This is a genomic window from Demequina salsinemoris, assembly GCF_000974805.1.
GTDB lineage: Bacteria > Actinomycetota > Actinomycetes > Actinomycetales > Demequinaceae > Demequina > Demequina salsinemoris.
This window is the reverse complement of sequence record NZ_BBQZ01000003.1, coordinates 261563-286507: the sequence shown is the minus strand read 5'-3', so window position 1 is coordinate 286507 and position 24945 is coordinate 261563. Positions and strand designations below refer to the sequence as shown.

Below are 24945 nucleotides of genomic sequence, written 5' to 3'. Positions count from 1 at the left end.
ACATACCGCATCGAAGGCGGTGAGCCCGCTACGACGGGCGTCGCGCGCGCAGCGCGAGCGAGCGGTCGAGACGAGGCTGCGGAGCTCATCAGGCACCGCCGCGGCTCACCCGACGAGCGGGATGAGGATCTGCTCCCCGGCCATCAGCGCCGAGTCGGACATCCTGTTGAGCTCCACGAGCTCCGCGACCGTCTCCGCCACGTCCTCGCCCGCCGGGGTCAACGCCGAGGCAAGACCCCACAGCGTGTCGCCGGTCGCGACGGTGTAGGTCGACAGAGCGGCCTCGACGGGCACCTCGTCGGAGCCCGCGATCGCGCGCGGTGCCACGAGCATCCCCAACGCGACGAGGACCATCAGGACCACAGCCCGACGAAGGCGTGCGGAAGCGGTGCGGGGCGCCGTCACTGTCATGGTTCCGATCGACATGTCATCCTCCTTCGAACACCTGTTCTATCGAACGTATGTTCTAGTTGTAGCACCGAGCAGCCACATTCACAAGACACGGTCGAACATGTGTTTGATTTCGCCACTCAACTGATCTAGGTTCGAGACAAGGCAAACACCGGGGTCTGACATCCCCGGGCTAACGGAGGGCGGCACCATGGCTGACGGCGATCGGCAGGACGCGACGATCCACGCGTTCCCCGACGTGCATGCGGAGAGGGCGCTCACCGACAGGCAGCGCCTCATCCTCGAGCACATCCGGGACTCGGTCGCCTCGCGCGGCTATCCGCCGTCGATGCGGGAGATCGGCGAGGCCGTGGGCCTCACGTCGACCTCGTCGGTGAAGCATCAGCTGAGCGCGCTCGAGTCCAAGGGCTTCCTGCGCCGCGACCCGAACCGACCGCGCGCGATCGAGGTCGTGATGCCGGAGGAGCCGGCTGCCGTGACCGCTGCACCGTCGCACGACGTCATCGACCTGCCTTCGGCCGTGACGGACGGCCCGACCGTCGGGGTCCCGCTCGTCGGCCGCATCGCCGCCGGTGGGCCCATCCTCGCGGACCAGGCCGTCGAGGACGTGTTCACCCTCCCCCGCCAGCTCACCGGCGAGGGCGAGCTGTTCATGCTGAACGTCTCCGGGGACTCGATGATCGACGCCGCGATCTGCGACGGCGACTGGGTCGTGGTGCGCCGCCAGGCGACCTGCGAGAACGGCGACATCGTCGCGGCGCTGCTCGACGACGAGGCGACGGTCAAGACCTTCCGCCGTCGGGACGGCCAGGTCTGGCTCATGCCCCACAATCCTGCGTACACGCCTATCGACGGCACGCACGCTCAGATCATGGGCAAGGTCGTCTCGGTGATGCGACGGCTCTGAGCCTCAGCGACCGTCGGCGCACGCCGCATCGTCCAGGCGCCTGAGCGCACCCAGCACGGCGTCGCGATCCGTGGTGCCCCACAGCGGCGGCATCGACCGGGCGAGGAACCCTCCGTAGCGTGCGGTCCTCAGGCGCGAGTCCAGCACGGCCACGACGCCACGATCGTCCATCGACCGGATCAGGCGCCCCGACCCCTGGGCCATCAGCAGCGCCGCGTGCGTGGCGCTCACCGCCATGAACCCGTTGCCGCCGGCCGCACCCACCGCCTCCGTCCGCGCCTGCGACACCGGGTCGTCCGGCCGCGGGAACGGGATGCGGTCGATCACGACGAGCGAGGCCGTCGGCCCCGGGACATCGATGCCCTGCCACAGCGAGGTGGACCCGAAGAGGCACGCGCGGGGGTCCTCCGCGAACTGCTTCACGAGCGTCGGAAGCTGGTCGTCCTTCTGGTTGAGCACGGGCAGGTCCAGGCGCTCGCGCACCGCGTCGGTCGCGGCCTGCGCCGCCCGGTGCGAGCTGAACAGGCCGAGAGTCCGCCCGCCAGCCGCCTCAACGAGCGCGACGAGCTCGTCGATCGCCTCGTCCGAGATCCCGCCCTGCGTCGGGCGCGGGAGATGCGACGCGACGTAGAGGATGCCCTGCTTCCCGTAGTCGAAGGGGCTGCCAGCGTCGAGGGTCACGGGGTCGTCCATGCCGAGGTGCCGCGCGATCGAGTCGAAGCCGCCGCCGAGCGCGAGCGTCGCCGAGGTGAACACAGCCGCCTTCTCCTCGACGAGCCGGTGCCCGATGAGCGCCGCCACGTCGAGGGGCGCGGCGACGATGCGGGAAGGCCGCTCCTCGTCGTACTCGCCATCGGGCGGGGCGAGCCAGATGACGTAGCGCCCCTCCTCCCCCTGAAGCTCCCCGCACACGTCCGTGATCTCGGTGAGGGCGGCGCTCGCCATCTTCGCCGCGGCGCCCGCCTGCTCCTGCGTCTTCGCGACCTCGGTGAGCAGCGCTCGGGCCGCCCCACGGACGAGCTCGACGGCGGCCGCGAGCTCCTCGGGCATCCCCCGCCGCAGGCGACCCACGGCGAGATCGCCGAGGGCCGAGTCGACGGCGCGGGCCGCACGGTCGAGATCGTCCGTCGTCTTGCCGCACCGCCGCACCGCGCTCGCGGCGCGATCGAGCCCGCGGACGGTCAGCTCGTGGGTCGCGGCCGAGGTGATGCGCTGCACGAGCTCGTGCGCCTCATCGACGATGAGCACGTCGTGCTCGCCCAGCAGGTCGTGACTCGCCGCCTGAACGCCCAGCACGGCGTGATTCGTCACGACGATCCGCGCCTCGGACGCATCCTTGCGGGCGCGCTGCGAGAAGCACTCCTCCGCCATGGGGCACTTGCTGTCGAGGCACTCCCGGCCCGACACCGACACCTGCGCCCACGCCCTGCCGGACACCCCCGGGACCAGGTCGTCGCGGTCGCCGGTCTCCGTCTCATCCGCCCACTGGTGCAGGCGCGCGACCTCGCGCCCGAGCTCGCTCGTGGGGCCGACATCGAACAGCCGGTCGTCGTCGGGCTCGGGGTAGCCTCCCCCGAGACGATGCACGCACAAGTAGTTCGAGCGCCCCTTGAACAGCGCGGTGCCAGGCCGTTTGCCGAGGACCGGCTCGAGGGCATCGAGCACCATCGGCAGATCCTTGGTGTAGACCTGGCGCTGAAGCGCGAGCGTCGCGGTCGACACGACGATGCGCTGTCCCGTGCGCACCGCGTGCGCGACGGCGGGAACGAGGTAGCCGAGAGACTTTCCGGTGCCCGTGCCCGCCTGGACGAGCGCATGCTCGCCGTCGTGAAGCGCCTTCGCCACCACGGCGGCCATCCTCTGCTGGCCCTCGCGCGGTCGGCCCGCCAGGGCCTCGACCGCGGCCTCGAGCAGCTCCGCGACCTGGTGAGGGTCTTCGACTGTGATGCCGTCCACCGTGACACCAGCTGCCTGAGCGCCGTCCGCGACGGCGACCGCCACATCGTCCGTGCCGGCGTCCTCGGCCCGCACGCCGCGGGACGACGTCACGAGGCGTCCGCCGCGCTCGCCTCCAGGCGTGCGGCGAGCGCCTCGTCGACGAGCGCGATCAGGTGGGTGCCCGTCGCCTCGTGACTCTCGCCGAGGACCTCTCCGTGGGTGTGCGCCTCGCTGATGAGGTCCCCTCGCGTGTAAGGGACGACGAGGTCGACCTTGACGCCAGGGCGCGGGAGCATCGCGCCGATGACGTCCATGAGCTCCTCGACGCCCTCGCCCGTGAGCGCCGACACCTCGACGGTCCGTTCACGCCGCGACCGCAGCTGGAGGACTGTCGCGGGGTCCGCGACGTCGCACTTGTTGAGCACGAGAAGCTCGGGCACGTCGGTCGCGCCAGGGACATCCGCGAGCACCTCGTGCACCGCGCGGATCTGCCCCTCGGGGTCGGGGTGAGCGGCGTCGACGACGTGCAGGATCAGGTCCGCATTCGCCGCCTCCTCGAGCGTCGACGCGAACGCCGCGACGAGCTGGTGGGGCAGGTCCTTCACGAAGCCGACGGTGTCGGAGACGGTGAAGGCGCGCCCGTCGGGCGTCTGGGATCGGCGGACCGTGGGATCCAGGGTCGCGAAGAGCGCGTTCTCGACGAGCACTCCCGCGCCGGTGACGCGATTGAGCAGGGACGACTTGCCCGCGTTCGTGTAACCGACGATCGCGACGTTCGGCAGTCCGAGGCGACGTTCTCGGCGGACGGCTCGCGCTGGTTCCATGGCCTTGATCTGGCGGCGCAGCATCGCCATGCGGGTCCGGATGCGGCGGCGATCGAGCTCGATCTTGGTCTCACCGGGACCGCGCGAGCCGATGCCCTCACCACCCGCGACCCGGCCGCCGGCCTGGCGGGACATCGACTCACCCCAGCCTCGCAGTCGAGGCAGGAGGTACTCGAGCTGCGCGAGCTCGACCTGAGCCTTGCCCTCTCGGGACTTCGCGTGCTGGGCGAAGATGTCGAGGATCAGCGCGGTCCTGTCGATGACCTTGACCTTGATGACGTCCTCGAGCGCGCGGCGCTGGCTGGGCGCGAGGTCGTCGTTCACGATGACGGTGTCCGCGCCGACCGCCTTGACGAGGTCGTGGACCTCCTGCGCCTTTCCGGAGCCGATGTAGGTCGCGGGGTCGGGATGAGGACGACGCTGGAGCACGCCGTCGAGGACCTCGGAGCCGGCGGTCTCCGCGAGGGCCGCGAGCTCCCGCAGGCCGATCTCCGCGTCCTGGACCGTGCCGTGCGACCACTGGCCGACGAGCACGACGCGCTCGAGGCGCAGCTGCCGATACTCGACCTCGGTGACGTCCTCGAGCTCGGTGGACAGCCCCGCGACGCGCCGCAGGGCCGCGCGCTCCTCGCGCTCGTACTGGTCGCCGTCATAGTCGGTGACCTCGGTGACGCCCTCGCTCACGGCCGTGCCGGAGCGGGAGAGGATGCGCTCGAGCACGGCGTCCGCCCGCGAGGGGTCCACGTCCAGGTCGTCGGCAAGGGGTCCGTCGGCGAGCCCGTCATCGTGGGCGGTGTCGAATGCGTCGTCGAGGCGGTGAAGGCGGTCTGTCATAGGGGGTCCATTGTCTCACCCCGCCAGCGCGAGGAGCCATGGCCGGCGGAAGGTTACGCTTCAGGCGTGAGCGATGACCACTACTTCAGCGCCCGGCCAGCCTCGGCCGACGAGCGACGCACGATCTCCGTGAGGCTCGCCGACACCGATCTGACGCTCGAGACCGCTCCTGGCGTGTTCTCGCCCGGGCATGTGGACACCGGCACCCGGGTGCTGCTGCGCACCGTGCCGGACCCATCGGGCCGGGTGCTCGACCTGGGCTGCGGGTGGGGACCGATCACGCTCACCGCCGCGCTTCGCTCCCCCGACGCGACCATCACAGCGGTCGATGTCAACGAGCGCGCGCTCGACCTCCTGTGCCGCAACGTGGAGCGCGCCAACGCGGTCGCGCCGCTCGCGCCGATCGTCGCGGCCGTGCCCGACGCGGTCCCGGACGATGCACGCTTCGACGTGATCTGGTCGAACCCCCCGATCCGCATCGGGAAGGAGGCGCTGCACGAGCTGCTCATGAAGTGGCTGCCGCGCCTCGCGCCCGGAGGAGTCGCCTACCTCGTCGTGCAGAAGAACCTCGGGGCGGACTCGCTCGCCACGTGGCTCGCCGACACCGGCGAGGGGACCGGCGGATGGGGCGCGGTCCAGAAGGTCGCCTCAGCCAAGGGCTTCCGCGTCCTGCGGGTCGACGCCCGCTGAGCGACCGGGACGGTCGCTCAGCGGGCGTCCGCTCTCACGCGACGCGGCGTCGGTACAGGGCGATAGCGCCTGCGCCCGAGGCGATCAGCGCGAGCGCGACGGCGCTCAGCGCAGTCTCCTCGGCCCCCGTCTCGGCGAGCTCAGCGGTCGCGAGCTCGGCACCGGCGGTCTCAGCGGTCTCGGCGGTCTCGACCGTCTCCTCCTCGGCGGCGAGCTCGACCTCGACCGGCTCGGGCTCAGGGTCCTCGGTCTCCTCGATGGCCTCGGGAACGACCGCGGCGTGAACGGTGATCGGGATCACGGCCACCGTAGGCTCGTACCACGGGCTGCCCTCGTACTCGTACGAGTACTCGCACTCGTCTCCGCACTCCTCGCCGCCGTACGTGGAGATGAGAATTCCCAGCCGAACCTCGTAGGCACCCGCGTCAGCGACCACGCCGGTGATGTGGACGATGTAGACGTCCTCGATCGGGTCGTAGGTCGCGTCGACCGTCAGGCCTGCGGGCGCGTCGAGCAGCGCGAAGACGACGTCCTCCGGCGCCATGCCGTCGAACGACTCGATCTTGTCGGCCGTCGGCTCGAGCACGATCGTCTGGTCGAACTCCTCGCCTGCGGTGCCTTCGGCGGTCTCGGCCGACCAGCATCCTCCCGACGCGATGAGGTCGTTGTCGGCCCCGAACGTCGTGTCGAGGGCGGGTGCGGCGGCAACCTGAGCCGCGATGGCGTCGTCCTTCGAGCAGACGTCGAAGCCCTGCAGCGACAGGATCAGGGTGGCCTCGCCCGCGGAGGTGAGCTCCATCGTGACCGTGGGCTCATCGTCGCCGTCGACCGCGTCGAAGGTGACCGCGTCGGCGATCGCCTTGTACGCGACCACCGGGTCGCTCCAGATCCCGTCGTCCTCGTACGACACCATGGACGTCGCGTCAACGGGCACGAACACCGTCTGACCATCGGAGCCGAGGTCGCCTTCCACCGACACCGTGAGCTCGTCGATCGCGTCGGCGACGGCCGGGTCCGCGGAGTCGGAGGTGACGGCGAAGTCCCACGACGCGTAGGAGCCCTCGATCGTCAGGGTGACCCGGAGCGTGAAGTCGACCGTCGCGCCGCCAACCTCGCTCAAGGCGAGCGAGAACGGCGCGTCCGCCACGAACGTGCTCACGCCACCGTCCACAGCGGTCGCGGAGACCTCGGAGAAGTCGCTGTCGTTGAGCACGACGTCCGCGAGATCGCTCGCGATCGTGTACTGGTACGGCAGGTTGTCGAACGCGTCGGTGTTGAGGCTCCACACGGTGATCCCCGTACCCCACAGGTCGGGATACTGCGTCTCGGCCTCCCAGATGAACCCGCCGTCACTCTCGATGCCGTGCCAGTACGCGGAATCGTTGTCGATGGCGTAGTTGTCGGCGAACGCCGGCGCTCCGACCATGACGAGCACAGCGCTCACGATCCCGACAGCGCCTGCTCGGCGCAAAGGACTCCCCACAGCTTTCCCTCCTCAGCTTTGGACATCGTGCGCAGCCCACGCACGACGCGACGTCACCTCATCGACGAGCCGACGCCTCGGTCGGCAGGTTAGCAGGGAGTTGCCTGAAATCGAAGGAAGGACTCCGGAAATCCTCCGGAGAGAACGAGAAGAACCGGTGCGGCGGTCAGATGCCCGAGTCCGGGATGTCGACGACGCCGTCCGCCACCAGGACCGCGGGACCCTCCAGCACGGTCCGGTTCGGCTCGATCCGCACCGTCACCTCGCCCCCGGGGACCTCGATGTCCCACACCGTGGGCGATGCCTCTCCTGCCCACGCGTGCATGGCGAGGGCCACGGCGCACGCGCCCGTGCCGCATGACCGGGTCTCCCCGACGCCGCGTTCGTGGACGCGCATCCGCACGCGGCCTCGGCTCTCCCCCGCGGCCTCGTCGATCCCGAGCATCACCGCGAACTCGACGTTCGAGCCCGCGGGCGGGACGGGATCGACGCCCGGAGCCTCAAGAAGGTCGAGACCCTCCAGCTCGTCGACGGACGCGAGGGCGACCACGTGGTGGGGGTTGCCGACGTCGACCGGCTGCGCGAGCCGCGGCGGCATGAGGCCGGCCGCGGTGACCACCGCATCGTCCGCGGACACGACCCATCGCCCCATCCCGACGGCGTACCGGCCGTCGCCGAGCGACGTGACGGTGCGCTCGCCGGCACGGGTGCCGATGGCGAGCCCCTCCGAGAGATCGGCCCCGGCCTCGCGCTCCAGGAAGCGCGCGAACACGCGCACGCCGTTGCCGCACATCTCCGACGTGGTGCCGTCCGCGTTCCAGTAGTCCATGAACCAGGCGTCAGGCGAGAAGCCCGCGCCCGCCGCCAGGCTGCCGGCCCGCACCGCGCGGATCAGCCCGTCGCCGCCGATGCCGGCCCGACGCTCGCACAGATAGCGCACCAGCGCTGGCGTGACCTCGGTCTCGCCGCGCTCGTCGAACAGCAGCACGAAGTCGTTCTCGGTGCCGTGTCCCTTGGTGAAGCGCAGCGTCGTCATGGCTCCTACCCTACGGGGGCCGCGGGCAGGGGTCCTCGTCCCTCGACGATCTCGAGCGCGTCGCGTGCCGCACGCTCGGCGTCCGCGCCATCGGTCGGCGCGGGCACCCAGCCGACGCGGGGGTCGGGGTTGAACCAACGGCGCTGCCTCCTGGCCAGCCGACGGGTGTGCTGCGCGATGAGGTCACGCGTGGCGCTCTCATCGAGCTCGCCGTCAAGATGCCGCAGGGTCTCGGCGTAGCCGACCGCGCGTCGCGCCGTCGTACCGTCGCGCAGCCCGGCCGCCACGAGCCGCTCGGTCTCCTCGACGAGCCCGCCCTCCCACATGCGCGTCACCCGCTCCTCGATGCGAGGGTCCAGCACGTCGTACACGAGCTCGAGACCGACCTGGACCGCGGGGATCGCGTACCGGTGGCGAGGCAGCGACGTGCCGAACGGCACGCCGGTGAGGGTCACGACCTCGAGCGCCCGCACCACGCGCCGCGCGTTGCGCGGGTCGAGGGCGCGGGCACCGTCCGGGTCGAGCGCGGCGAGCTCCCTGTGGAGCGTCCCCGGCCCTTCCGCCTCGGCTCTCGCCTCAAGGTGCGCGCGCAGCGCCGGGTCCGTCGCGGGGAACTCGAAGACGTCGAGAAGCGCCCGCAGGTAGAGTCCGGAGCCCCCGACCACGATGGCTCGACCTCCGCGGGCGTGGATCGCGTCGATGTCCGCGCGGGCCCGTTCCTGGAAGCGGGCCACGGAGGCGTCCTCGGTGACGTCGAGCCAGTCGAGCTCGTGGTGCGGCACGCCCTCGCGCTCGGGGTCGGCGATCTTCGCTGTGCCGATGTCCATGCCGCGGTAGAACTGCATCGCGTCGCCGTTGATGATCTCAGCCGGCGTGCCGCGCGCGCTGAGCAGGTGTGCGAGCGCGACGCTGACCGCCGACTTGCCCGTCGCCGTCGCGCCGACGATCGCGATGACGGGCGGCGCGGAAGCGGTGTCCTCCACGGGGGTCCTAGGCGTCGACGCGACGCAGGCCGGGCATGCCGAGGCCGACCGGGCCCGCGGGCGTGCTCGGGCCGGTGCCGCACGAATCGCCGTCGCCATGGCTGTGCTCTCCGCGCTGCACGGCGTCCCACGTGTCTCCCGCACGGGTGCGGCGCACGGCGTAGGTGCCGCCCTCGAGCGCGGAGTCGGCGATGAGGTGATAGGGAGCGACCTTCGTGACGTCCACCGTCACGATGTCACCCGGTCGGGGCGCTCCACCGCCGTCTGCCCCGTCGCCCGCAGGCACCGAGAAGTGCACAAGGCGGTTGCCCGTCTCACGGCCGGACATCCGTGCCGACGCATCGTCCTTGCGACCGTGGCCGTCGAGGACCAGGAGCTCGACGGTGCGACCGGCGAAACGCTCGGAGTCCTCGAGCGTGATCCTGTCCTGGAGCGCGATGAGACGCTCGAACCGCTCCTGCACGACCGCCTTGGGCAACGGTTCGAGCTCGTATGCCGGCGTGCCGGGACGCGGGCTGTACTGGAACGTGAAGGCGGACGTGAAGCGCGCGGCCTCGACGACGCGCAGCGTCTCCTGGAAGTCCTCCTCGGTCTCGCCGGGGAAGCCCACGATGATGTCCGTGGTGATCGCCGCGTCGGGCATCGCGGCACGGACGCGATCGATGATCCCGAGGAACCGCTCCGAGCGGTACGAGCGGCGCATCGCGCGCAGCACGCGGTCCGAGCCCGACTGCAGCGGCATGTGCAGGCTCGGCATGACGTTGGGGGTCTCGGCCATGGCCTCGATCACGTCGTCCGTGAAGGCGGCCGGGTGCGGCGAGGTGAAGCGCACGCGCTCGAGGCCCTCGATCTGGCCGCACGCGCGCAGCAGCTTCGCGAACGCGCCGCGGTCGCCGAACTCGACGCCGTACGAGTTGACGTTCTGGCCGAGCAGGGTCACCTCGACGGCGCCCTGGGCGACGAGCGCCTCCACCTCGGCGAGGATCTCGCCAGGACGGCGGTCCCGCTCCTTGCCTCGCAGCGACGGGACGATGCAGAAGGTGCACGTGTTGTTGCAGCCGACCGAGATCGACACCCAGCCGGAGGCGATCGCGTCGCGCTTGCTGGGGAGCGTGGAGGGGAAGACCTTGAGAGATTCCTCGATCTCGACCTGCGCCTGCGCGTTGTGCCGCGCCCGCTCGAGGAGGACAGGGAGGACGTCGATGTTGTGCGTCCCGAAGACCACGTCGACCCAGGGCGCCTTGTCGAGGATCTCGCCGCGGTCCTTCTGTGCGAGGCACCCGCCGACGGCGATCTGCATCCCGGGACGCGCCGCCTTCTTGGAGGCCAGCTGGCCGAGGTTGCCGTAGAGCCGGGTCGCGGCGTTCTCGCGGACCGCGCAGGTGTTGATCACGACGACGTCGGCGGTCTCAGCGTCGGGCTCCGCGGCCGTGTAGCCGGCGCCCTCGAGGAGCCCGGCCATGTGCTCCGAGTCGTGGACGTTCATCTGGCAGCCGAGCGTGCGCACGACGTAGGTGGGGGCGAGGGTGGTGTCGGTCATGCCTGTCCTGCGACGGCGTCCGCGCGTAGCTCGCGGATCACCGTCACCTTGATCTCTCCGGGGAACGTGAAGTCCTTGCTGATGTGCTCAGCAATTGTACGCGCCAGCGCCCGCGCCCCCTCGTCGTCGACCTCGTCCGGCTCCACCACGACGCGCATCTCCCTGCCCGCGGACATCGCGATCGCCTTCGCGACGCCCGCGTGACGGCCCACCTTCTCCTCGAGGCTCTCCATGCGCTGCACGTAGGCGTCGAGGTCCTCGCGCCGCGCTCCCGGCCGTGCCGCGGACAGCGCGTCCGCGATCTGCACGATCACGCCCTCGAGCGTGAGCTGCGGGACCTCGTCGTGGTGCGCGGCCACCGCGCTCACCACGAGAGGGTCCTCGCCGTGCTCCGCGAGGAAGTCGGCACCGAGCAGCGCGTGGGTGCCCTTCTGATCCGGGGTGAAGGCCTTGCCGATGTCGTGCAGGAAGGCCGCTCGACGTGCGAGCTCGACGTCGGCGCCGACCTGCTCCGCGATCGCCGCCGCGAGCCGCGCGGTCTCGACGAGGTGCCCGAGGATCGTCTGCCCGAAGGACGTGCGAAGCCGTAGACGCCCGAGCGTATCGACGATGGGCATCGGCAGGCCCTTGACTCCGGCCTCGTCCAGCGCGTCGAGACCCGCCTGCCTGTGCCGCTGATCCGCGCCTACGAGCGCTCTCGTGTACGCGGCCTCGATCCGCTGCGGTTGGATGCGCCCGTCCTCGATGAGAGCGCGCAGCGCCACCTCCGCGATCTCGCGTCGCTGCACGTCGAACGAGGACAGCTGGACGGCATCCACGTTCTCCTCGACGATGAGATTCACGCCGGTCAGCGATTCGAAGGCGCGGATGTTGCGGCCCTCGCGGCCGATGATGCGGCCCTTCATCTCCTCGTGCGGCAGCGCGACCCGCGTGGTCGTCGCGTGCGTCGTCGTCTCCCCCGTCTGCCTCTGCATGGCCTCGACGAGGATCTGCCTCGCGCGCGCGGCGGCCTCTGCCTCGGCCTTGCGCTCGAGCCGCCGCAGCTCGGTCTGCGAGGCCTCGCGCGCCTGCTCGAGCAGCTGGGCACGCAGTTCCTCGCGGAGCGCGTCGGGCTCCGTCTCGGAGAGCTGGGCCATCTCCTGAGCGTGCTCGTCGCGCAGCTTGCGCCGCTCGACGTCCAGCGCCGCACGCTCGCGTCCGAGCCGCTTCTCGTCGCGTGCGATCACCTCCACCCGCTCGTCGAGCCCCCGGGCGTAGGCCTGCGCGTTGCGCTGATCGGCGGCGATCTCCTTCTCGCGCTCGATGACCTGCTGCTCGCGCCGTGTCGCTTCCGCGATCGCTGCCCTCGCCTCACCTCGCAGGGACTCGGCCTCGCGGTGGGCCGACTCCCTCTCCGCGGCCGCCTCGCGCCTGGCGAACATCACCAGCAGCAGCGCCACCAGCGAGGCGCCGAGGAGCATCACGATGATGATCGGCTCCACGCGCGCCCCTTCCCGGTGAGGTCAGACAGATTCACCGCCATTATCGGCACGTTCGAGCTCGCGCACGACCTCGAATGCCAGTGACGGCGAGTATCCCTTGCGCGCGAGCATGGACGCGACGCGCCTCGCGCGGGTCCGTGCGTCGTGAGAGGCAAGCCTCTGCCAGCGCTGCTCGGCGAGCTCCCGCGCCGCCACCCGTTCGTCGTCCGACGAGATCTGCGCGAGCGCCGCCTCCGCGTCCTCGGCGCCGATCCCCTTGCGCCGGAGCTCCTCGGCGACGGCGCGCCGAGACAGGCCCCGCTCACGGTGCCTGGTCCGCGTGATGGCCGCGGCGAGCGCGGCGTCGTCGAGCAGTCCGACCTCGATGTACCGCTCGACGATGAGATCCGCCGTCTCGGCATCGACCTCGCGCTTCATCAGACCTTCGTGCAGTTGCGCCGCCGACCTCGGCGAGTGGTCCAGGAGCCTCAGCGCGATCTCCCGCGCCCTCTCGGCGGGGTCCATCGACGCTGTCTCGGCCCGCTTCTCCCTGGTCCGAGGCCTCCCAGCCATCAGCCGTTCCCGCCTAGGCTCCGGCCTTCTGGCCACCGCGAGCGGTCGCCTTGGCCGTTGCGGAAGCGGGAGCCTCGTCGACCGCGGGCTCCGCCTCAGCCTCGACCGCGGGCTGACCGATGCCGAGCTTCGCCTTCACCTTGCGCTCGATCTCGATCGCGAGCTGAGGGTTGTCCTTGAGGAAGTTGCGGGCGTTCTCCTTGCCCTGGCCGAGCTGGTCGCCCTCGTAGGTGTACCAGGCGCCGGACTTCTTCACGAAGCCGTGCTCCACACCGAGATCGATGATGCCACCCTCAGTCGAGATGCCCTGGCCGTACAGGATGTCGAACTCCGCCTGCTTGAACGGCGGCGCCATCTTGTTCTTGACGACCTTGACTCGCGTGCGGTTGCCGACCGGGTCGGTGCCGTCCTTGAGGGTCTCGATGCGGCGCACGTCGAGGCGCACCGACGCGTAGAACTTGAGCGCCTTGCCACCCGTGGTGGTCTCGGGCGAGCCGAAGAACACGCCGATCTTCTCGCGCAGCTGGTTGATGAAGATCGCGGTGGTGCCCGTGGTGTTGAGCGCGCCGGTGATCTTGCGCAGCGCCTGCGACATGAGGCGGGCCTGGAGACCGACGTGGGAGTCGCCCATCTCGCCCTCGATCTCCGCCTTGGGCACGAGCGCCGCGACCGAGTCGATCACGAGGATGTCGATGCCGCCCGAGCGCACGAGGATGTCGGCGATCTCGAGCGCCTGCTCACCCGTGTCGGGCTGCGAGACGATCAGGTTGTCGGTGTCGACGCCGAGCTTGCGGGCGTACTCCGGGTCGAGCGCGTGCTCCGCGTCGATGAACGCCGCGATTCCGCCTGCCTTCTGCGCGTTGGCGACGGCGTGAAGCGCGACCGTCGTCTTACCCGAGGACTCGGGACCGTAGATCTCCACGACGCGGCCGCGGGGAAGCCCGCCGATGCCGAGCGCGATGTCGAGCGAGAGCGCCCCTGTGGGGATCGCCTCGACCGCGACGTGCTGCTTCTCGCCGAGGCGCATCGCCGAGCCCTTGCCGAACTGCCTGTCGATCTGTCCGAGCGCCGCCTCGAGCGACTTCGCGCGGTCTGCTGCCTGTGCCATGCGGGTTCTCCCCTGTCTCGCGGTGTCGGCCGGTGAGCCGTGGAACGTGACCGACATTAGATGCGACCACTGACATCGCGGTCCCGGAGCCCTCCCCCGCTGGGGACGAGCACCGCGTCCCGGCGTCCTGTGCACAAGTATCGAACGAATGTTCGAACGATCGCAAGCGACACGCCGCGAGGCTCGCGCATCGTCCGCATCTCCAGCGGGGGCACGCTTGCGGCGATCCGGTCTCGAACCGTCAGCGCCGGCGCGGAGGGATCACTCGGCGCCGGTCGCCGCCGTCGCGTCGGTCCTGCGGCACCTCGAGCTCGTCGCACAGCGCGTGCCACACGTCGCGCGGAGCGACCCCATCCTCGAGCGCCTGCACGCAGGTGCGCGAGGACAGCGCGGTGAGGGCGTGATCACGTGCGAGCGTGGGTGCGTAGACCTCGCCGAAGACGGCGTCCATGAGGGACCAGAACTCGCTGTGGCGCACGGACGAGCGGCCGCTAGCGGCGCGGCATGGAGTCGAGGAGCTCCTGAGCGGTGTCCGGGATCATCGGCATCACCGGGACCGTGTCGAAGGCCTCGGCCGTCGCGAAGCGGTCCGACACCTCGCGGAGGATGTCCGACATCGGAACCTCGAGCGCATCCGAGATCGAGGCGAGCAGCTCCGAGGACGCCTCCTTCTGGCCCCGCTCGACCTCGGAGAGGTATCCGAGGGACACACGGGCCGCGGACGAGATGTCGCGCAGCGTCTTGCCCTGAGTCAGGCGCGCCTCACGGAGAACGTCGCCGAGCTCTGTTCGCAGAATGGGCATCCGTCCTCCTCTCTTCACCATCAGACCGTTGTCCATGTCTGACACAACGCACACTACCCCACGCTTGTTCCGCGACACTACGGAACCGTTTCAAGCGTGTGAAACCTCACTCAGCGCGGCGTACGCCTGGTCCAGGGCGTGGTCGACGGTCGAGCGCCGGATCGAGTCGCGGTCCCCGGTGAGCGACAGCAGCTGTGCGTGCACGCCCGCGGCGGTCGCCACGCCGACCCAGACGGTGCCGGGCGCCTTGCCGTCGTGCGGCTCCGGACCCGCGACCCCGGTGGTCGAGACGCCGACGTCGGCGCCGAGACGCTCGCGAATGCCGCTGGCCATGGCGATCGCGACCTCCTCGGACACCGGGCCCGGCCCCTCGAGAAGGTCCATCGGCACGCCCAGCAGCGTGTGCTTCGCGTGGACGGTGTACGAGACCACGCCGCCGACGAGCACCCGGGATGCGCCCGGAACTCCCACGAGAGCGGAGCACACCGCTCCCCCGGTGAGCGACTCGGCGACCGCGAGCGTGGCGCCCTGCGAGGCCCCGAGCGAGACGACCTCGCCGGGCGAGGTCACTGCGGGAATCCCCCGGCCTCGGGCTTCGGGACCCGGTGCTCCCCCGGCTGCGGCGGGTGCTCGCGCCGAGCCTTGGCGATCTTCATCCCGTAGTCGACTCCCGAGACGACCGCGACCGCCGTCGCCCCGAGCAGCAGCACCCACGCGAGCACGAGCATCCAGCCGGGAGCCGGCGGGAACAGGTAGAGGCTCACCGACACCAGCTGAAGGACCGTCTTGACCTTGCCCCCGGGAGACGCCGCGATGACCACGTCCGAGGCGACCAGGAGGCGCCCGACCGTCACATAGATCTCGCGGAACGCGATGATCGCGACGGGCCACCACGGCAGGCCGTCGACGACGATCAGGCAGGCCAGGGCGCCGAGCACGAGCGCCTTGTCGGCGATCGGGTCCGCGAGCTTGCCGAAGTTGGACACGACCTGCCAGCGGCGCGCCAGGTATCCGTCGAGGTAGTCGGTCACCGACGCGGCGACGAACACCCAGAAGGCGACCCAGCGCCAGCTTCCGTCGGCGCCACCGTCGACCAGCAGCGCCACCACCACGACCGGCACCCCGATGAGGCGGAGCACCGTGAGCAGGTTAGGCAGGGCTGAGGTCACCCCCACACCCTACCTAGGCGAGGCCGGGACCTGCCTTCACTGCGCCGCGACGCGGACGCACCTGCGCCGCCTCAACGGGCGCCGCGGCATCGGAGCACTCACGCGCATGTGCCAGAGCACTCCTTCCCAGGCCTGACAATGGAGGCATGGCTGAGGGAGCTGGAAGGCGTCGCGCGCGCACCGCCGCGGTGACGGCCGGCGCCGTCACCGTGCTGTGCGCGGGAGCGTTCCTCATCGGTCCGATGCTGACCGCCGGTTCGGGGCCGCACCCCGCCTCCCCCACGCTCGGGCACGAGTCGCCCCCGGTGGGAGACGCCTCCGCGGAAGCCGCGGCGCTGCTCGAGCGCGGGCCCGACGCGGAGGCCGCGCCGTCGGCCAGCCTCGCGCCGTCTCCCGAACCCGAGCCTGATCCTGAGCCGCTGACCTTCACCCTGGTCACCGCCGGCGACGTCCTCCCGCACGCCCCCGTGAACCGCTCGGCGCGCACTGAGGACGGCTACGACTACGCGCCGCTGATGACGGCGGTCGAGCCCTTCGTCGCGGGGGCCGACCTGGCCTGGTGCCACATGGAGGTGCCGGTCGCTCCGGACCAGACGCAGATCACGACCTACCCGGTCTTCGGCGCGCCGGCGGAGCTCGTGACGGGCCTCGCCGGCATCGGGTGGGACGGATGCTCCACGGCGTCCAATCACTCGGTGGACAAGGGCTACGCAGGGGTCGTCGCGACGATCGACGCGTTCGAGCAGGCCGGCCTGGGGTACGCGGGCACTGCGCGCGACGCCGACGACGCCGCGATCGCGCAGACCTATGTCGTCAGCGACGGCGAGACGACCGCCACCGTCGCGCACCTCGCCTTCGCGTACGGGACCAACGGGCTGCCGGTCGAGTTGCCCGGGTCGGTCTCACTCTTCGACGCGGATGCGGCGGACGCCTCGCCGATCATCGACGCCGCCCAGGCCGCACGCGATGCCGGCGCCGACATCGTCGTCGTCTCCGTGCACAACGGGGTCGAGTACCGGACGTCGCCCACCCCCGCGCAGGAGGAGGTCGCCAGGCAGATCGCGGCCTCCGGTCTCGTGGATCTCTACGTGGGTCATCACGCGCACGTTCCGCAGCCGATCGTCAAGCTCCCCGGCGGCACCCAGGGCGACGGCATGTGGGTCGCGTACGGCCTGGGGAACATGCTGTCGAACCAGTCGTCGCACTGCTGCGTGGCGCAGACCAGCAACGGCGTGCTGCTCACGGCGTCCTTCACGATGCAGCCGACCGGGGAGGTCGACACGCGGGTCGAGTGGACCGCGACCACCGTCGACCGCTCAGACTCCCACACGATCCAGGTGCTCAGCGGCGCCGACGGGGGCCTCGGCACTCTCAGCGCCGCCGAGGTCGCGCACCGGCACGAGCTGGTCGCCGGGGCCGTGGGCGACGCGGCGCCCGAGCGCGTGGAGCCGGCGGGCTCCTTCGCGTCGTCCTCGTCGGCCGAGCCACGGGGGACGGGTTCACCCGCCTTCGCCGAAGCGTCGCCGACGGCGACGCGCTAGGGTCCGCGATCCGGTCGGCTCAGGCCCCTGTGAGCGCGTCGTCCTCGCCCTCGGGAAGCGGGTCGATGAGGAAGACGCCGGTATCGAGGTCGAGGTCGAGAAGCGTCTGCGCGGGCTGAGCGACGCCGAACAGCCATCCCTGTCCGAGGCGCCAGCCGCAGTTCTCGAGGAAGTCCGCCTGCGCCTCCGTCTCGATCCCCTCCGCGATCGTCGCGAGCCCGAGCTCGCGCGCGAGCGCCCCCAGCGCTCTCGAGACCCTGGCCCCCGCCGGGTCCTCGGGGATGCCTGCCACGAAGGACATGTCGAGCTTCACCCCCGACACCGGCAGGTCGCGCAGGTAGGACAGCGGCGAGACGCCGGTGCCGAAGTCGTCGAGCAGGATCGGGACGCCAGCGTTGCGCAGCTCGGTCAGCTCGTGCCGGATCCGGGTGTTGGGCGAGACGAGCGACGCCTCGGTGAGCTCGATGACGATGCGCTGAGGCTTGAGCCGGTATCTGCCGATCGCCGTGAGGACGCTGTCCGCGAACTCGGAGTTGCCGAGCTGGTCCGCGGAGACGTTGATCGACACCCATGTCTCGTCGTCCGGCCTGGCGGCGAGGAACGCCGCCGCCTGGTCCACGAGCGTCGTGCCGAGCACGACCGCGAGGTCCCGGTCCTTCAGCAGGGGCAGGAACGCTCCGGGGAGAAGCAGCCCGCGCGTCGGGTGCTGCCAGCGCACGAGAGCCTCGAAACCGACGACGCGCCGGGTCGAGAGGTCGTACATCGGCTGGTAGTGGAGGACGAGGTCGCCGCGACGGACCGCGCCATCGAGCTCGAGCGTGAACGCCGACTGCGACTCGGAGGGGCCCTGCTCCCGCGCGTCGTACGCCTCGGTACGTCCCTTGCCTCCCGCCTTGGCGCGGTACATCGCTCCGTCCGCCGCGCTCAGCAGCGCGGCGGGCCCGCCCGCCGCGATCTCGTCGTCCGCGACCGCGAAGCCCATCGACGCGCTGAGCCTGATCTGATGGCGCTTGATCTGAAGGGGGGTGCGCAGAGCGGCGTGGACGGCGTCCGCGATCTCGCTCATCACGGCCGCGCAGTCGACGCTGTGCACCACGACGATGAACTCGTCGCCGCCGATCCGCGCGACCTCGCCGCGACCGGCCGCGGCCCCGCGCAGGACCCCCGCCACGTGGATGAGGGCGTTGTCGCCGGCCGCGTGCCCGAAGCGGTCGTTGAGGCCCTTGAAGCCGTCCAGGTCCACCGCGACGACGCCGACCTCCGCATCGTCCTGGTCGACGAGCAGCCTCTGAAGGACGTCCTGAAGAAGGGTGCGGTTCGCGAGGCCCGTGAGCGGGTCGTGGAGCGCGCGATGGGCCATGAGCTCGGAGTTCATGCGGTCGTCCGTGGTGTCGCGAAGCTGGACGACATAGTGGTCGGGCGCCCCTCCCGCGTAGCGCACGAGCCCCACGTCGAGCACGGCCCACACCACGTGGCCGTCCGCGCGGACGTACCGCTTCTCGCACGTGAACCTCGTCTGGAAGCCGTCGTAGAGCCGCTGAAGCTGGTCACGCTCGGCGTGCCTGTCCTGCGGATGCGACAGCGCGGAGAACGGCGTGCCGCGGAGCGCGACGACGGTCGAGCCCATCATCTCGGCGAACACGCGGTTGACCTCCATGAGCCGCCACTCGAGGTCGACGAGCGCCATCCCGACGGGGGCGTTCTCCATCGCCTTGCGGAACTGAGCGTCCGACCGGCTGAGCGCCTCGGCGGCCTCGCGGAGGCCCGAGGTGTCCATGATGGTCGTGACGGTGATCGGCTCGCCGTCCTCCTCGTCGGTGAGGAGCCTCGCCTTCACCTGCACCCATCTGATGTCGTCCGTGCCCCTGCGGCCCGGGACGCCGACGATGCGCGGGGTCTTGTCATCCGCGCGGGGCGCGAAGACCTCGTGCGCGAGGACCGGCCGCATGCGCTCGTCGACGATCCGCAGCGGCAGCCGCGCGATCGAGCGGCCGAGCATCTCCTGGCGCGTCACCCCGAGGATCTGGGCAGCGGTGTCGGACAGGAGCAGCACGTCGCCGCCACGAGTCGTGATGAGGACGCCATCGCGCGCGGAGGACATCACCGCGTCGAACTGTCGCCTCAGGGCATGCTCGCGCGCCACCGCGGCGTCGCGCGCCTCGCGCGCGATCCGCGCTCGCACCAGGAAGGTGACGAAGCCGACCGCGAACGCCACGAGGACGGCCAGGACGAGGATCGAGAACTCGGACGCGTCGTCACCGACGCTCGCCGTGGATGTCACGACGTCGCCTACTCGTCCTCCCATGGCACATCCTCAGTGTCGGGTTCCTCGGGCGCCTCGACCGGGGTCGCCGGGCGCTCACCCCTGAGGATAGCCAGCGTCGCGGCCAAGTCATCGGGTCTGATAAGAACATCACGCGCCTTGGATCCCTGCGAGGGTCCGACGACCTCGCGGGTCTCGAGCAGATCCATGAGCCGTCCGGCCTTCGCGAAGCCCATCTTGAGCTTGCGCTGGAGCATCGACGTCGAGCCGAGCTGGGTCGTGATGACGAGCTCCGCCGCCGCGATCAGGTCGTCGAGGTCGTCGCCGATGTCCTCGGCGACGACGGAGCTCGCCTGAGGCTGCACGACGTCCTCGCGGAACTGCGGCTCGGCCTGCGTCTTGACGTGCTCGACCGCGGCGTGGATCTCCGTCTCGGACACCCATGCGCCCTGGACGCGCATCGGCTTGGACGAGCCCATGGGCAGGAACAGCGCGTCACCCTGGCCGATGAGCTTCTCGGCGCCGGGCATGTCGAGCACGACGCGGGAGTCCGCGAGGGACGACGTCGCGAACGCGAGACGGGACGGCACGTTGGCCTTGATGGTCCCGGTGACGATGTCGACCGATGGTCGCTGCGTCGCGAGCACGAGGTGGATGCCCGCGGCGCGCGCGAGCTGCGTGATGCGCTGGATCGAGTCCTCGACGTCCCTCGGCGCGACCATCATGAGGTCCGCGAGCTCGTCGACGATCACGAGCAGGTACGGGTAGGTCTTGATGCGCCGGTTGGAGCCCGGCAGCGGCTTGACCTTGCCTGCGCGGACGGCCTTGTTGAAGTCGTCGACGTGCTTGTAGCCGAACAGCGCGAGGTCGTCGTAGCGCGTGTCCATCTCCTTGACGACCCATTCGAGCGCCTGCGCGGCCTTCTTGGGGTCGGTGATGATGGGCGTGATGAGGTGCGGGATGCCCTCATAGATGGTGAGCTCGACGCGCTTGGGGTCCACGAGGACCATGCGGACCTCCTTGGGGGTGGCCCGCATGAGCAGCGACGTGATCATCGAGTTGACGAACGACGACTTTCCGGCGCCGGTCGCACCCGCGACCAGCATGTGCGGCATCTTCGCGAGATTGGCCATCACGAAGCCGCCCTCGACGTCCTTGCCGATGCCGATCGCCATGGGGTGGTCGTTCTTCATCGCCGCGGGCGAGCGCAGCACGTCGCCGAGCGACACGGTCTCGCGGTCGACGTTGGGGATCTCGATGCCGATCGCCATCTTGCCAGGGATGGGCGACAGGATGCGGATGTCAGGGCTCGCGACCGCGTACGCGATGTTCTTGCTCAGCTGCGTGATCTTCTCGACCTTCACGCCCGTGCCGAGCTCGATCTCGTAGCGCGTGACCGTCGGACCGCGCGTGAAGCCCGTGACGGCCGCGTCGACGTTGAACTGCTCGAACACCGCCTGAAGGGATTCGACCACGCGGTCGTTCGCGGCCGAGCGAGTCTTGTGCGGGGCGCCCTGAACGAGCACGTTCGGGTCGGGCAGGTAGTACGGGCCCGTCTCGTCGAGCTCACCCTGCTCGCCTTGCGGGACGATGCGGGTGGTCAGGGGCGCCGAGAGCGCCGGGCTCGGCTCGGTCGGGGCCTCGGGGTCGGACTCGTACTCGGCGTCCGCGTCGACCTCGTGCTCCTCGACGTGCGACACGTACGGCGAGACGGGCACGGTCGCGACGTCCGCATCGTCCTGACCGCCGAGCACCTCGGTGCGCATCGCGTCCTCGTCGCGACCTGCGCCGGACGCGGGCCTCAGCTGCGCGTCCCGCGCTGTGCGCTCGACGCTCGCCGAGGTCTGGAAGGCCTCGTCCCCCTCGTAGGAGTCGAGCGCGTCCTCGTCCTTGCGGATCCGTCCAAGCAGGCTGCGGCGGCGGCGAGGCGCCTCATGCCCATCGAGCGAGCCGTGCTCGGGAAGCACGAACGTCTCGTCGTCGTCGAAGGCCGCGTCCGAGCGCGACCCGCCCATGCGTGAGACGAGGGCGCCGCCCCGCGCGATCGCGTCGCGAAGCGGGATCCCCGCGACGACGAGCAGCGAGAACCCGAGCAGCAGCACGAGGATGATCGCCGCGATCGGCACCGTCACAAGGGCTGCCAAGGGTGTACCGAGCACGAAGCCGAGGATGCCCCCGGCCTCCTGGACGGGTCCGAGACCGTCCATCGGGTTGGGCAGCCCGTGGCCGAGGTGGATGAGCCCGCCGAGGGTCAGCGCGACGAGCAGCCCGCCGACCACGATGCGCTGGTTCGCATCGTCCTCCTGCGGCGCCCTGAACAGCCGGATCGCGAACGCGAACAGCACGACGGGAAGCACGACCGCGAGCACCCCGAAGGTGCCCGCGAAGATGCGGTGCGCGAGGTCGATGAACCAGCCGCCGTCGACGTGGAACCACTCGCTCGCCGCGACGACGACCGCGAGGATGAGCAGCAGGACGGCCGCGCCGTCGCGCCGCACCTCGGGGCTCACGTCGCGCGCGCCGTCGCCGATCGAGCGGAAGATCGCGCCGATGCCGTGGGAGACGCCCTGAGCGATCGCGCGGATCCCACGCAGGATCGCCGGGGGCTGCTGCTTCTGCGGCTGTGGCGCGCGCGAGCGCGACGACGACGCCTTGGACTTGGCCGCCGTCGTCCGGGTGCCACTGGATCGTGCTTGTGCCATGATGCCGCCAATCTACGACGGCAGGCCCTCCCCGAGCGTGAGGCGCGGCGACGGCGTCCGGATGCGGGTCAGGCCTCGATGATGATCGGCACGATCATCGGACGACGGCGCAGCTTGGTGCCGACGTAGCGGCCGAGCACGCGACGCATCACCTGCTGGAGCTGGTGGGTGTCGGTCGTGCCGCCGGCCGCGGCCTCCTCGATCGCCTGCTTGATCTGCGGCAGGACGGCGTCGAACACGACGTCGTCCTCGGCCAGACCCCTCGCGTGCACCTCGGGGCCGGACACGACCTTGCCATTGGAGGAGTCGACGACGGCGAACACCGACACGAACCCCTCCTCCGACAGGATCCTGCGGTCCTTGAGCTCGGTCTCGGTGATCTCGCCCACCGACGAGCCGTCCACGTAGACGTTCTGGTGCTCGATCGCGCCGACGACGCGAGCGCGGCCGTCCTTGAGGTCGATGACGACGCCGTTCTCGGCGAACATCACGTTCTCGGCGGGGATCCCGGTCTTCATCGCGAGCTTGCCGTTGGCGAGCAGGTGGCGCACCTCGCCGTGGATCGGCATCACGTTCTTGGGGCGCAGGATGTTGTAGCAGTACAGCAGCTCGCCCGCGCTCGCGTGGCCCGAGACGTGCACGCGAGCGTTGCCCTGGTGCACGACGGTCGCCCCACGACGCATGAGCAGGTTGATCACGCGGTACACCGAGTTCTCGTTGCCGGGGATCAGGGACGATGCGAAGATCACGAGGTCGCCCTCGCCGACGGTGACCTTGTGGTCGCCGGTGGCGATGCGGCTCAGCGCCGCCATGGGCTCGCCCTGCGAGCCCGTCGACATGTAGACCACCTGGTGGCCTGGCATGTGGTCGGCCTTCTTCGGGTCGACGAGGATTCCGGCCGGCACGTTGAGGTAGCCCATGTCCGCCGCGAGCCCCATGTTGCGCACCATCGAGCGGCCGACGAGCGCGACCTTGCGGCCGTGCTTGTGCGCGGCGTCGATGACCTGCTGGACGCGGTGCACGTGGCTCGCGAACGACGCGACGACGATGCGTCCCTGCGCCTGCGCGAACAGCCCGTCGAGCGTCGGCCCGATCTCGGCCTCCGCGGTCGTGAAGCCCGGCACCTCGGCGTTGGTCGAGTCGACCATGAACAGGTCGACGCCCTCCTCGCCCATGCGGGCGAAGGCGCGCAGGTCGGTGATGCGGCCGTCGAGCGGAAGCTGGTCCATCTTGAAGTCGCCCGTGTTGAGCACCGTGCCGGCGCTCGTGCGGACGAAGACCGCGAGCGCGTCGGGGATCGAGTGGTTGACGGCGACGAACTCGAGGTCGAACGCGCCGATCTGCTCACGTCCGCCCTCCTTGACCGCGAGGGTGATGGGCGTGATGCGGTGCTCCTTGAGCTTCGCCTCGATGAAGGCGAGCGTGAGCTGCGAGCCGATGATCGGGATGTCGTGCTTCTTGCGCAGCAGGTAGGGCACCGCGCCGATGTGGTCCTCGTGGCCGTGCGTGAGGACGATCGCCTCGATGTCGTCCAGGCGGTCCTGGAGGTACGTGAGGTCGGGCAGGATCAGGTCGACGCCCGGCTGGTGCTCCTCGGGGAACAGCACGCCGCAGTCGATGATGAGCAGCTTGCCGTTCAGCTCGAGCACGTGCATGTTGCGGCCGACCTCGCCGAGCCCGCCGAGCGGGACGAGGCGGAGGGTGTCGGGCTTGAGCGCCGGGGGCGCCGTCAATTCGGGGTGGAAGTTCATCGTGTCATTCCTGCGGCCTCGAGGGCCGCGGTCAGTGCCTCGTACTCGGCCTGCGTGGCGGGCAGCAGCGGGAGCCGCATCGCGCGGTTCTCGATGACGCCGGCCCACTGCATGGAGGCCTTCGCGCTGACGGCGCCTGGGATGGCGAACATCGCGCTGACGACGGGCAGGAGGGATTCGTGGATGCGCTGGGCCTCGGCCTCATCGCCCGCGGCGAACGCGTCGATCATGGCCTTGGTCTCCCGGGAGGCAACGTGCGCGATCACCGAGACCGTGCCGACGCCGCCCGCGCGGAGGAAGTCGAGGGTGAGCCCGTCGTCGCCCGAGTACCAGGCGAGCCCGGTGCGCTCGTGACGGGCCTTGCCGGTCGCGACGTCGCCGGTCGCGTCCTTCACGGCGACGACGCGCGGGTGGGGGGCGAGCTCGTCGTACGCCCAGTCCGAGATCGCGATCGACGTGCGACCGGGGATGTCGTAGATCATCACCGGCAGGCCGGTCGCGCCGAGGATCGCGCGGAAGTGCGCGACGATGCCAGCCTGGGAGGGCTTCGAGTAGTACGGAGCGAGCGCAAGGATGCCGTCGGCGCCGGCCTCCTCGCCCTGCTCCGCCATGCGCACCGCGTGGGCGGTGTCGTTCGAGCCCGCGCCCGTGAGGATCGTGGCCTCGGGACCGACGGCCTCGCGCACGGCGCGGATCAGGTCCACCTTCTCCGGCGCGTGCGTGGTCGGGGCCTCCCCCGTCGTTCCCGACAGCACGAGGCCGTCCGAGCCGCGGGAGACGAGGTACTGCGCCAGACGCTGAGCACCGCGGTAGTCGATCGCGCCGCCCTCGTGCAACGGCGTGACCATCGCGGTGAGAACGGTGCCGAACGGACGTGCGGGATCAGTCATGGGACCAACCTACCGCGCACGTGCCCATCCACCCTGCTC

General features: G+C 70.6%; 21 protein-coding genes. 3 read left to right on the top strand and 18 right to left on the bottom strand.

Annotated elements, in window-relative coordinates; translation table 11 throughout:
* Nucleotides 1-105: 105 nt before the first annotated feature.
* Nucleotides 106-426, bottom strand: coding sequence for a LysM peptidoglycan-binding domain-containing protein (locus AOP78_RS08310; RefSeq protein ID WP_062203098.1), 321 nt, complete (start codon nt 424-426; stop codon nt 106-108).
* A 175-nt stretch (nt 427-601) separates the two neighbouring features.
* On the opposite strand from AOP78_RS08310, the gene lexA reads away from it, so the two are divergent.
* Nucleotides 602-1318 (top strand): transcriptional repressor LexA, encoded by a 717-nt coding sequence (gene lexA / locus AOP78_RS08305; RefSeq protein WP_062203096.1) that lies wholly within the window; start codon nt 602-604, stop codon nt 1316-1318.
* Nucleotides 1319-1321: 3 nt separating this feature from the next.
* On the opposite strand, the gene AOP78_RS08300 is transcribed toward lexA, so the two are convergent.
* Nucleotides 1322-3367, bottom strand: coding sequence for an ATP-dependent DNA helicase (locus tag AOP78_RS08300; protein ID WP_304512090.1), 2046 nt, complete (start codon nt 3365-3367; stop codon nt 1322-1324).
* Nucleotides 3364-4914, bottom strand: coding sequence for a GTPase HflX (gene hflX / locus AOP78_RS08295; protein WP_083979945.1), 1551 nt, complete (start codon nt 4912-4914; stop codon nt 3364-3366). Before hflX ends, AOP78_RS08300 begins: the two co-directional genes overlap by 4 nt.
* A 66-nt stretch (nt 4915-4980) precedes the next feature.
* Between hflX and AOP78_RS08290 the strand changes: the two genes are divergently transcribed.
* On the top strand, nt 4981-5604 hold the full coding sequence (locus AOP78_RS08290) for a class I SAM-dependent methyltransferase (RefSeq protein WP_062203094.1): 624 nt from the start codon (nt 4981-4983) through the stop codon (nt 5602-5604).
* A gap of 34 nt (nt 5605-5638) precedes the next feature.
* Here the strand turns inward: AOP78_RS08290 and AOP78_RS08285 are convergent, their stop codons facing one another.
* The 11 genes from AOP78_RS08285 to pgsA form a co-directional block, all read right to left on the bottom strand.
* Nucleotides 5639-7048, bottom strand: a complete 1410-nt coding sequence (locus tag AOP78_RS08285; protein ID WP_152659462.1) for a hypothetical protein — start codon at nt 7046-7048, stop codon at nt 5639-5641.
* Between the two features lie 205 nt (nt 7049-7253).
* Nucleotides 7254-8123: a diaminopimelate epimerase gene (dapF, locus tag AOP78_RS08280; RefSeq protein WP_062203091.1), complete on the bottom strand. Its 870-nt coding sequence runs from the start codon at nt 8121-8123 to the stop codon at nt 7254-7256.
* Nucleotides 8124-8128: 5 nt separating this feature from the next.
* Nucleotides 8129-9106 carry a tRNA (adenosine(37)-N6)-dimethylallyltransferase MiaA gene (gene miaA, locus AOP78_RS08275; protein ID WP_062203089.1) on the bottom strand — a complete coding sequence of 326 codons (978 nt, stop codon included), beginning with the start codon at nt 9104-9106 and terminating at the stop codon, nt 8129-8131.
* A gap of 7 nt (nt 9107-9113) precedes the next feature.
* Nucleotides 9114-10646 (bottom strand): tRNA (N6-isopentenyl adenosine(37)-C2)-methylthiotransferase MiaB, encoded by a 1533-nt coding sequence (gene miaB / locus AOP78_RS08270; protein WP_062203087.1) that lies wholly within the window; start codon nt 10644-10646, stop codon nt 9114-9116.
* On the bottom strand, nt 10643-12127 hold the full coding sequence (locus AOP78_RS08265; protein WP_062203084.1) for an HD domain-containing protein: 1485 nt from the start codon (nt 12125-12127) through the stop codon (nt 10643-10645). The genes miaB and AOP78_RS08265 overlap by 4 nt, the downstream gene beginning before the upstream one ends.
* Before the next feature lie 21 nt (nt 12128-12148).
* The gene (locus AOP78_RS08260) at nt 12149-12631 is read right to left on the bottom strand and encodes a regulatory protein RecX (protein WP_160297611.1); all 483 of its coding nucleotides are present in this window, start codon (nt 12629-12631) and stop codon (nt 12149-12151) included.
* A 61-nt stretch (nt 12632-12692) separates the two neighbouring features.
* Complete coding sequence (gene recA / locus AOP78_RS08255; RefSeq protein WP_062203080.1) at nt 12693-13787, bottom strand: recombinase RecA; 1095 nt, start codon at nt 13785-13787, stop codon at nt 12693-12695.
* A 241-nt stretch (nt 13788-14028) separates the two neighbouring features.
* Nucleotides 14029-14265 (bottom strand): DUF3046 domain-containing protein, encoded by a 237-nt coding sequence (locus AOP78_RS08250; protein ID WP_062203078.1) that lies wholly within the window; start codon nt 14263-14265, stop codon nt 14029-14031.
* 13 nt (nt 14266-14278) lie between these two features.
* Entirely contained in the window at nt 14279-14590 is a 312-nt protein-coding gene (locus AOP78_RS08245) for a helix-turn-helix domain-containing protein (RefSeq protein WP_062203076.1), read from the bottom strand.
* 90 nt (nt 14591-14680) lie between these two features.
* Complete coding sequence (locus AOP78_RS08240; RefSeq protein ID WP_236685338.1) at nt 14681-15160, bottom strand: CinA family protein; 480 nt, start codon at nt 15158-15160, stop codon at nt 14681-14683.
* On the bottom strand, nt 15157-15759 hold the full coding sequence (gene pgsA, locus AOP78_RS08235) for a CDP-diacylglycerol--glycerol-3-phosphate 3-phosphatidyltransferase (RefSeq protein ID WP_236685337.1): 603 nt from the start codon (nt 15757-15759) through the stop codon (nt 15157-15159). The genes AOP78_RS08240 and pgsA overlap by 4 nt, the downstream gene beginning before the upstream one ends.
* Before the next feature lie 146 nt (nt 15760-15905).
* On the opposite strand from pgsA, the gene AOP78_RS08230 reads away from it, so the two are divergent.
* Nucleotides 15906-17300 (top strand): CapA family protein, encoded by a 1395-nt coding sequence (locus AOP78_RS08230; protein WP_062203074.1) that lies wholly within the window; start codon nt 15906-15908, stop codon nt 17298-17300.
* Between the two features lie 19 nt (nt 17301-17319).
* Here AOP78_RS08230 and AOP78_RS08225 read toward each other — a convergent pair whose 3' ends face one another.
* The 4 genes from AOP78_RS08225 to dapA all read right to left on the bottom strand — a co-directional run bounded on the left by AOP78_RS08225 (nt 17320) and on the right by dapA (nt 24906).
* Nucleotides 17320-19605, bottom strand: coding sequence for a putative bifunctional diguanylate cyclase/phosphodiesterase (locus AOP78_RS08225; protein WP_083979942.1), 2286 nt, complete (start codon nt 19603-19605; stop codon nt 17320-17322).
* Nucleotides 19590-22265 carry a DNA translocase FtsK gene (locus AOP78_RS08220; protein ID WP_083979941.1) on the bottom strand — a complete coding sequence of 892 codons (2676 nt, stop codon included), beginning with the start codon at nt 22263-22265 and terminating at the stop codon, nt 19590-19592. Before AOP78_RS08220 ends, AOP78_RS08225 begins: the two co-directional genes overlap by 16 nt.
* A 68-nt stretch (nt 22266-22333) precedes the next feature.
* The gene (locus tag AOP78_RS08215) at nt 22334-24016 is read right to left on the bottom strand and encodes a ribonuclease J (RefSeq protein WP_062203072.1); all 1683 of its coding nucleotides are present in this window, start codon (nt 24014-24016) and stop codon (nt 22334-22336) included.
* Complete coding sequence (gene dapA, locus AOP78_RS08210) at nt 24013-24906, bottom strand: 4-hydroxy-tetrahydrodipicolinate synthase (protein WP_062203070.1); 894 nt, start codon at nt 24904-24906, stop codon at nt 24013-24015. Before dapA ends, AOP78_RS08215 begins: the two co-directional genes overlap by 4 nt.
* Nucleotides 24907-24945 lie beyond the last annotated feature (39 nt).

Excerpts from the sequence above, each read along its gene's own strand:
- dapA (WP_062203070.1), bottom strand. The coding sequence starts at position 24,906 with ATGACTGATCCCGCACGTCCGTTCGGCACCGTTCTCACCGCGATGGTC.
- AOP78_RS08310 (WP_062203098.1), bottom strand. The coding sequence starts at position 426 with ATGTCGATCGGAACCATGACAGTGACGGCGCCCCGCACCGCTTCCGCA.
- hflX (WP_083979945.1), bottom strand. The coding sequence starts at position 4,914 with ATGACAGACCGCCTTCACCGCCTCGACGACGCATTCGACACCGCCCAC.
- AOP78_RS08225 (WP_083979942.1), bottom strand. The coding sequence starts at position 19,605 with ATGGGAGGACGAGTAGGCGACGTCGTGACATCCACGGCGAGCGTCGGT.
- AOP78_RS08215 (WP_062203072.1), bottom strand. The coding sequence starts at position 24,016 with ATGAACTTCCACCCCGAATTGACGGCGCCCCCGGCGCTCAAGCCCGAC.
- miaB (WP_062203087.1), bottom strand. The coding sequence starts at position 10,646 with ATGACCGACACCACCCTCGCCCCCACCTACGTCGTGCGCACGCTCGGC.
- dapF (WP_062203091.1), bottom strand. The coding sequence starts at position 8,123 with ATGACGACGCTGCGCTTCACCAAGGGACACGGCACCGAGAACGACTTC.
- AOP78_RS08220 (WP_083979941.1), bottom strand. The coding sequence starts at position 22,265 with ATGGCACAAGCACGATCCAGTGGCACCCGGACGACGGCGGCCAAGTCC.
- lexA (WP_062203096.1), top strand. The coding sequence starts at position 602 with ATGGCTGACGGCGATCGGCAGGACGCGACGATCCACGCGTTCCCCGAC.
- recA (WP_062203080.1), bottom strand. The coding sequence starts at position 13,787 with ATGGCACAGGCAGCAGACCGCGCGAAGTCGCTCGAGGCGGCGCTCGGA.
- AOP78_RS08245 (WP_062203076.1), bottom strand. The coding sequence starts at position 14,590 with ATGCCCATTCTGCGAACAGAGCTCGGCGACGTTCTCCGTGAGGCGCGC.
- AOP78_RS08260 (WP_160297611.1), bottom strand. The coding sequence starts at position 12,631 with ATGGACCCCGCCGAGAGGGCGCGGGAGATCGCGCTGAGGCTCCTGGAC.
- AOP78_RS08230 (WP_062203074.1), top strand. The coding sequence starts at position 15,906 with ATGGCTGAGGGAGCTGGAAGGCGTCGCGCGCGCACCGCCGCGGTGACG.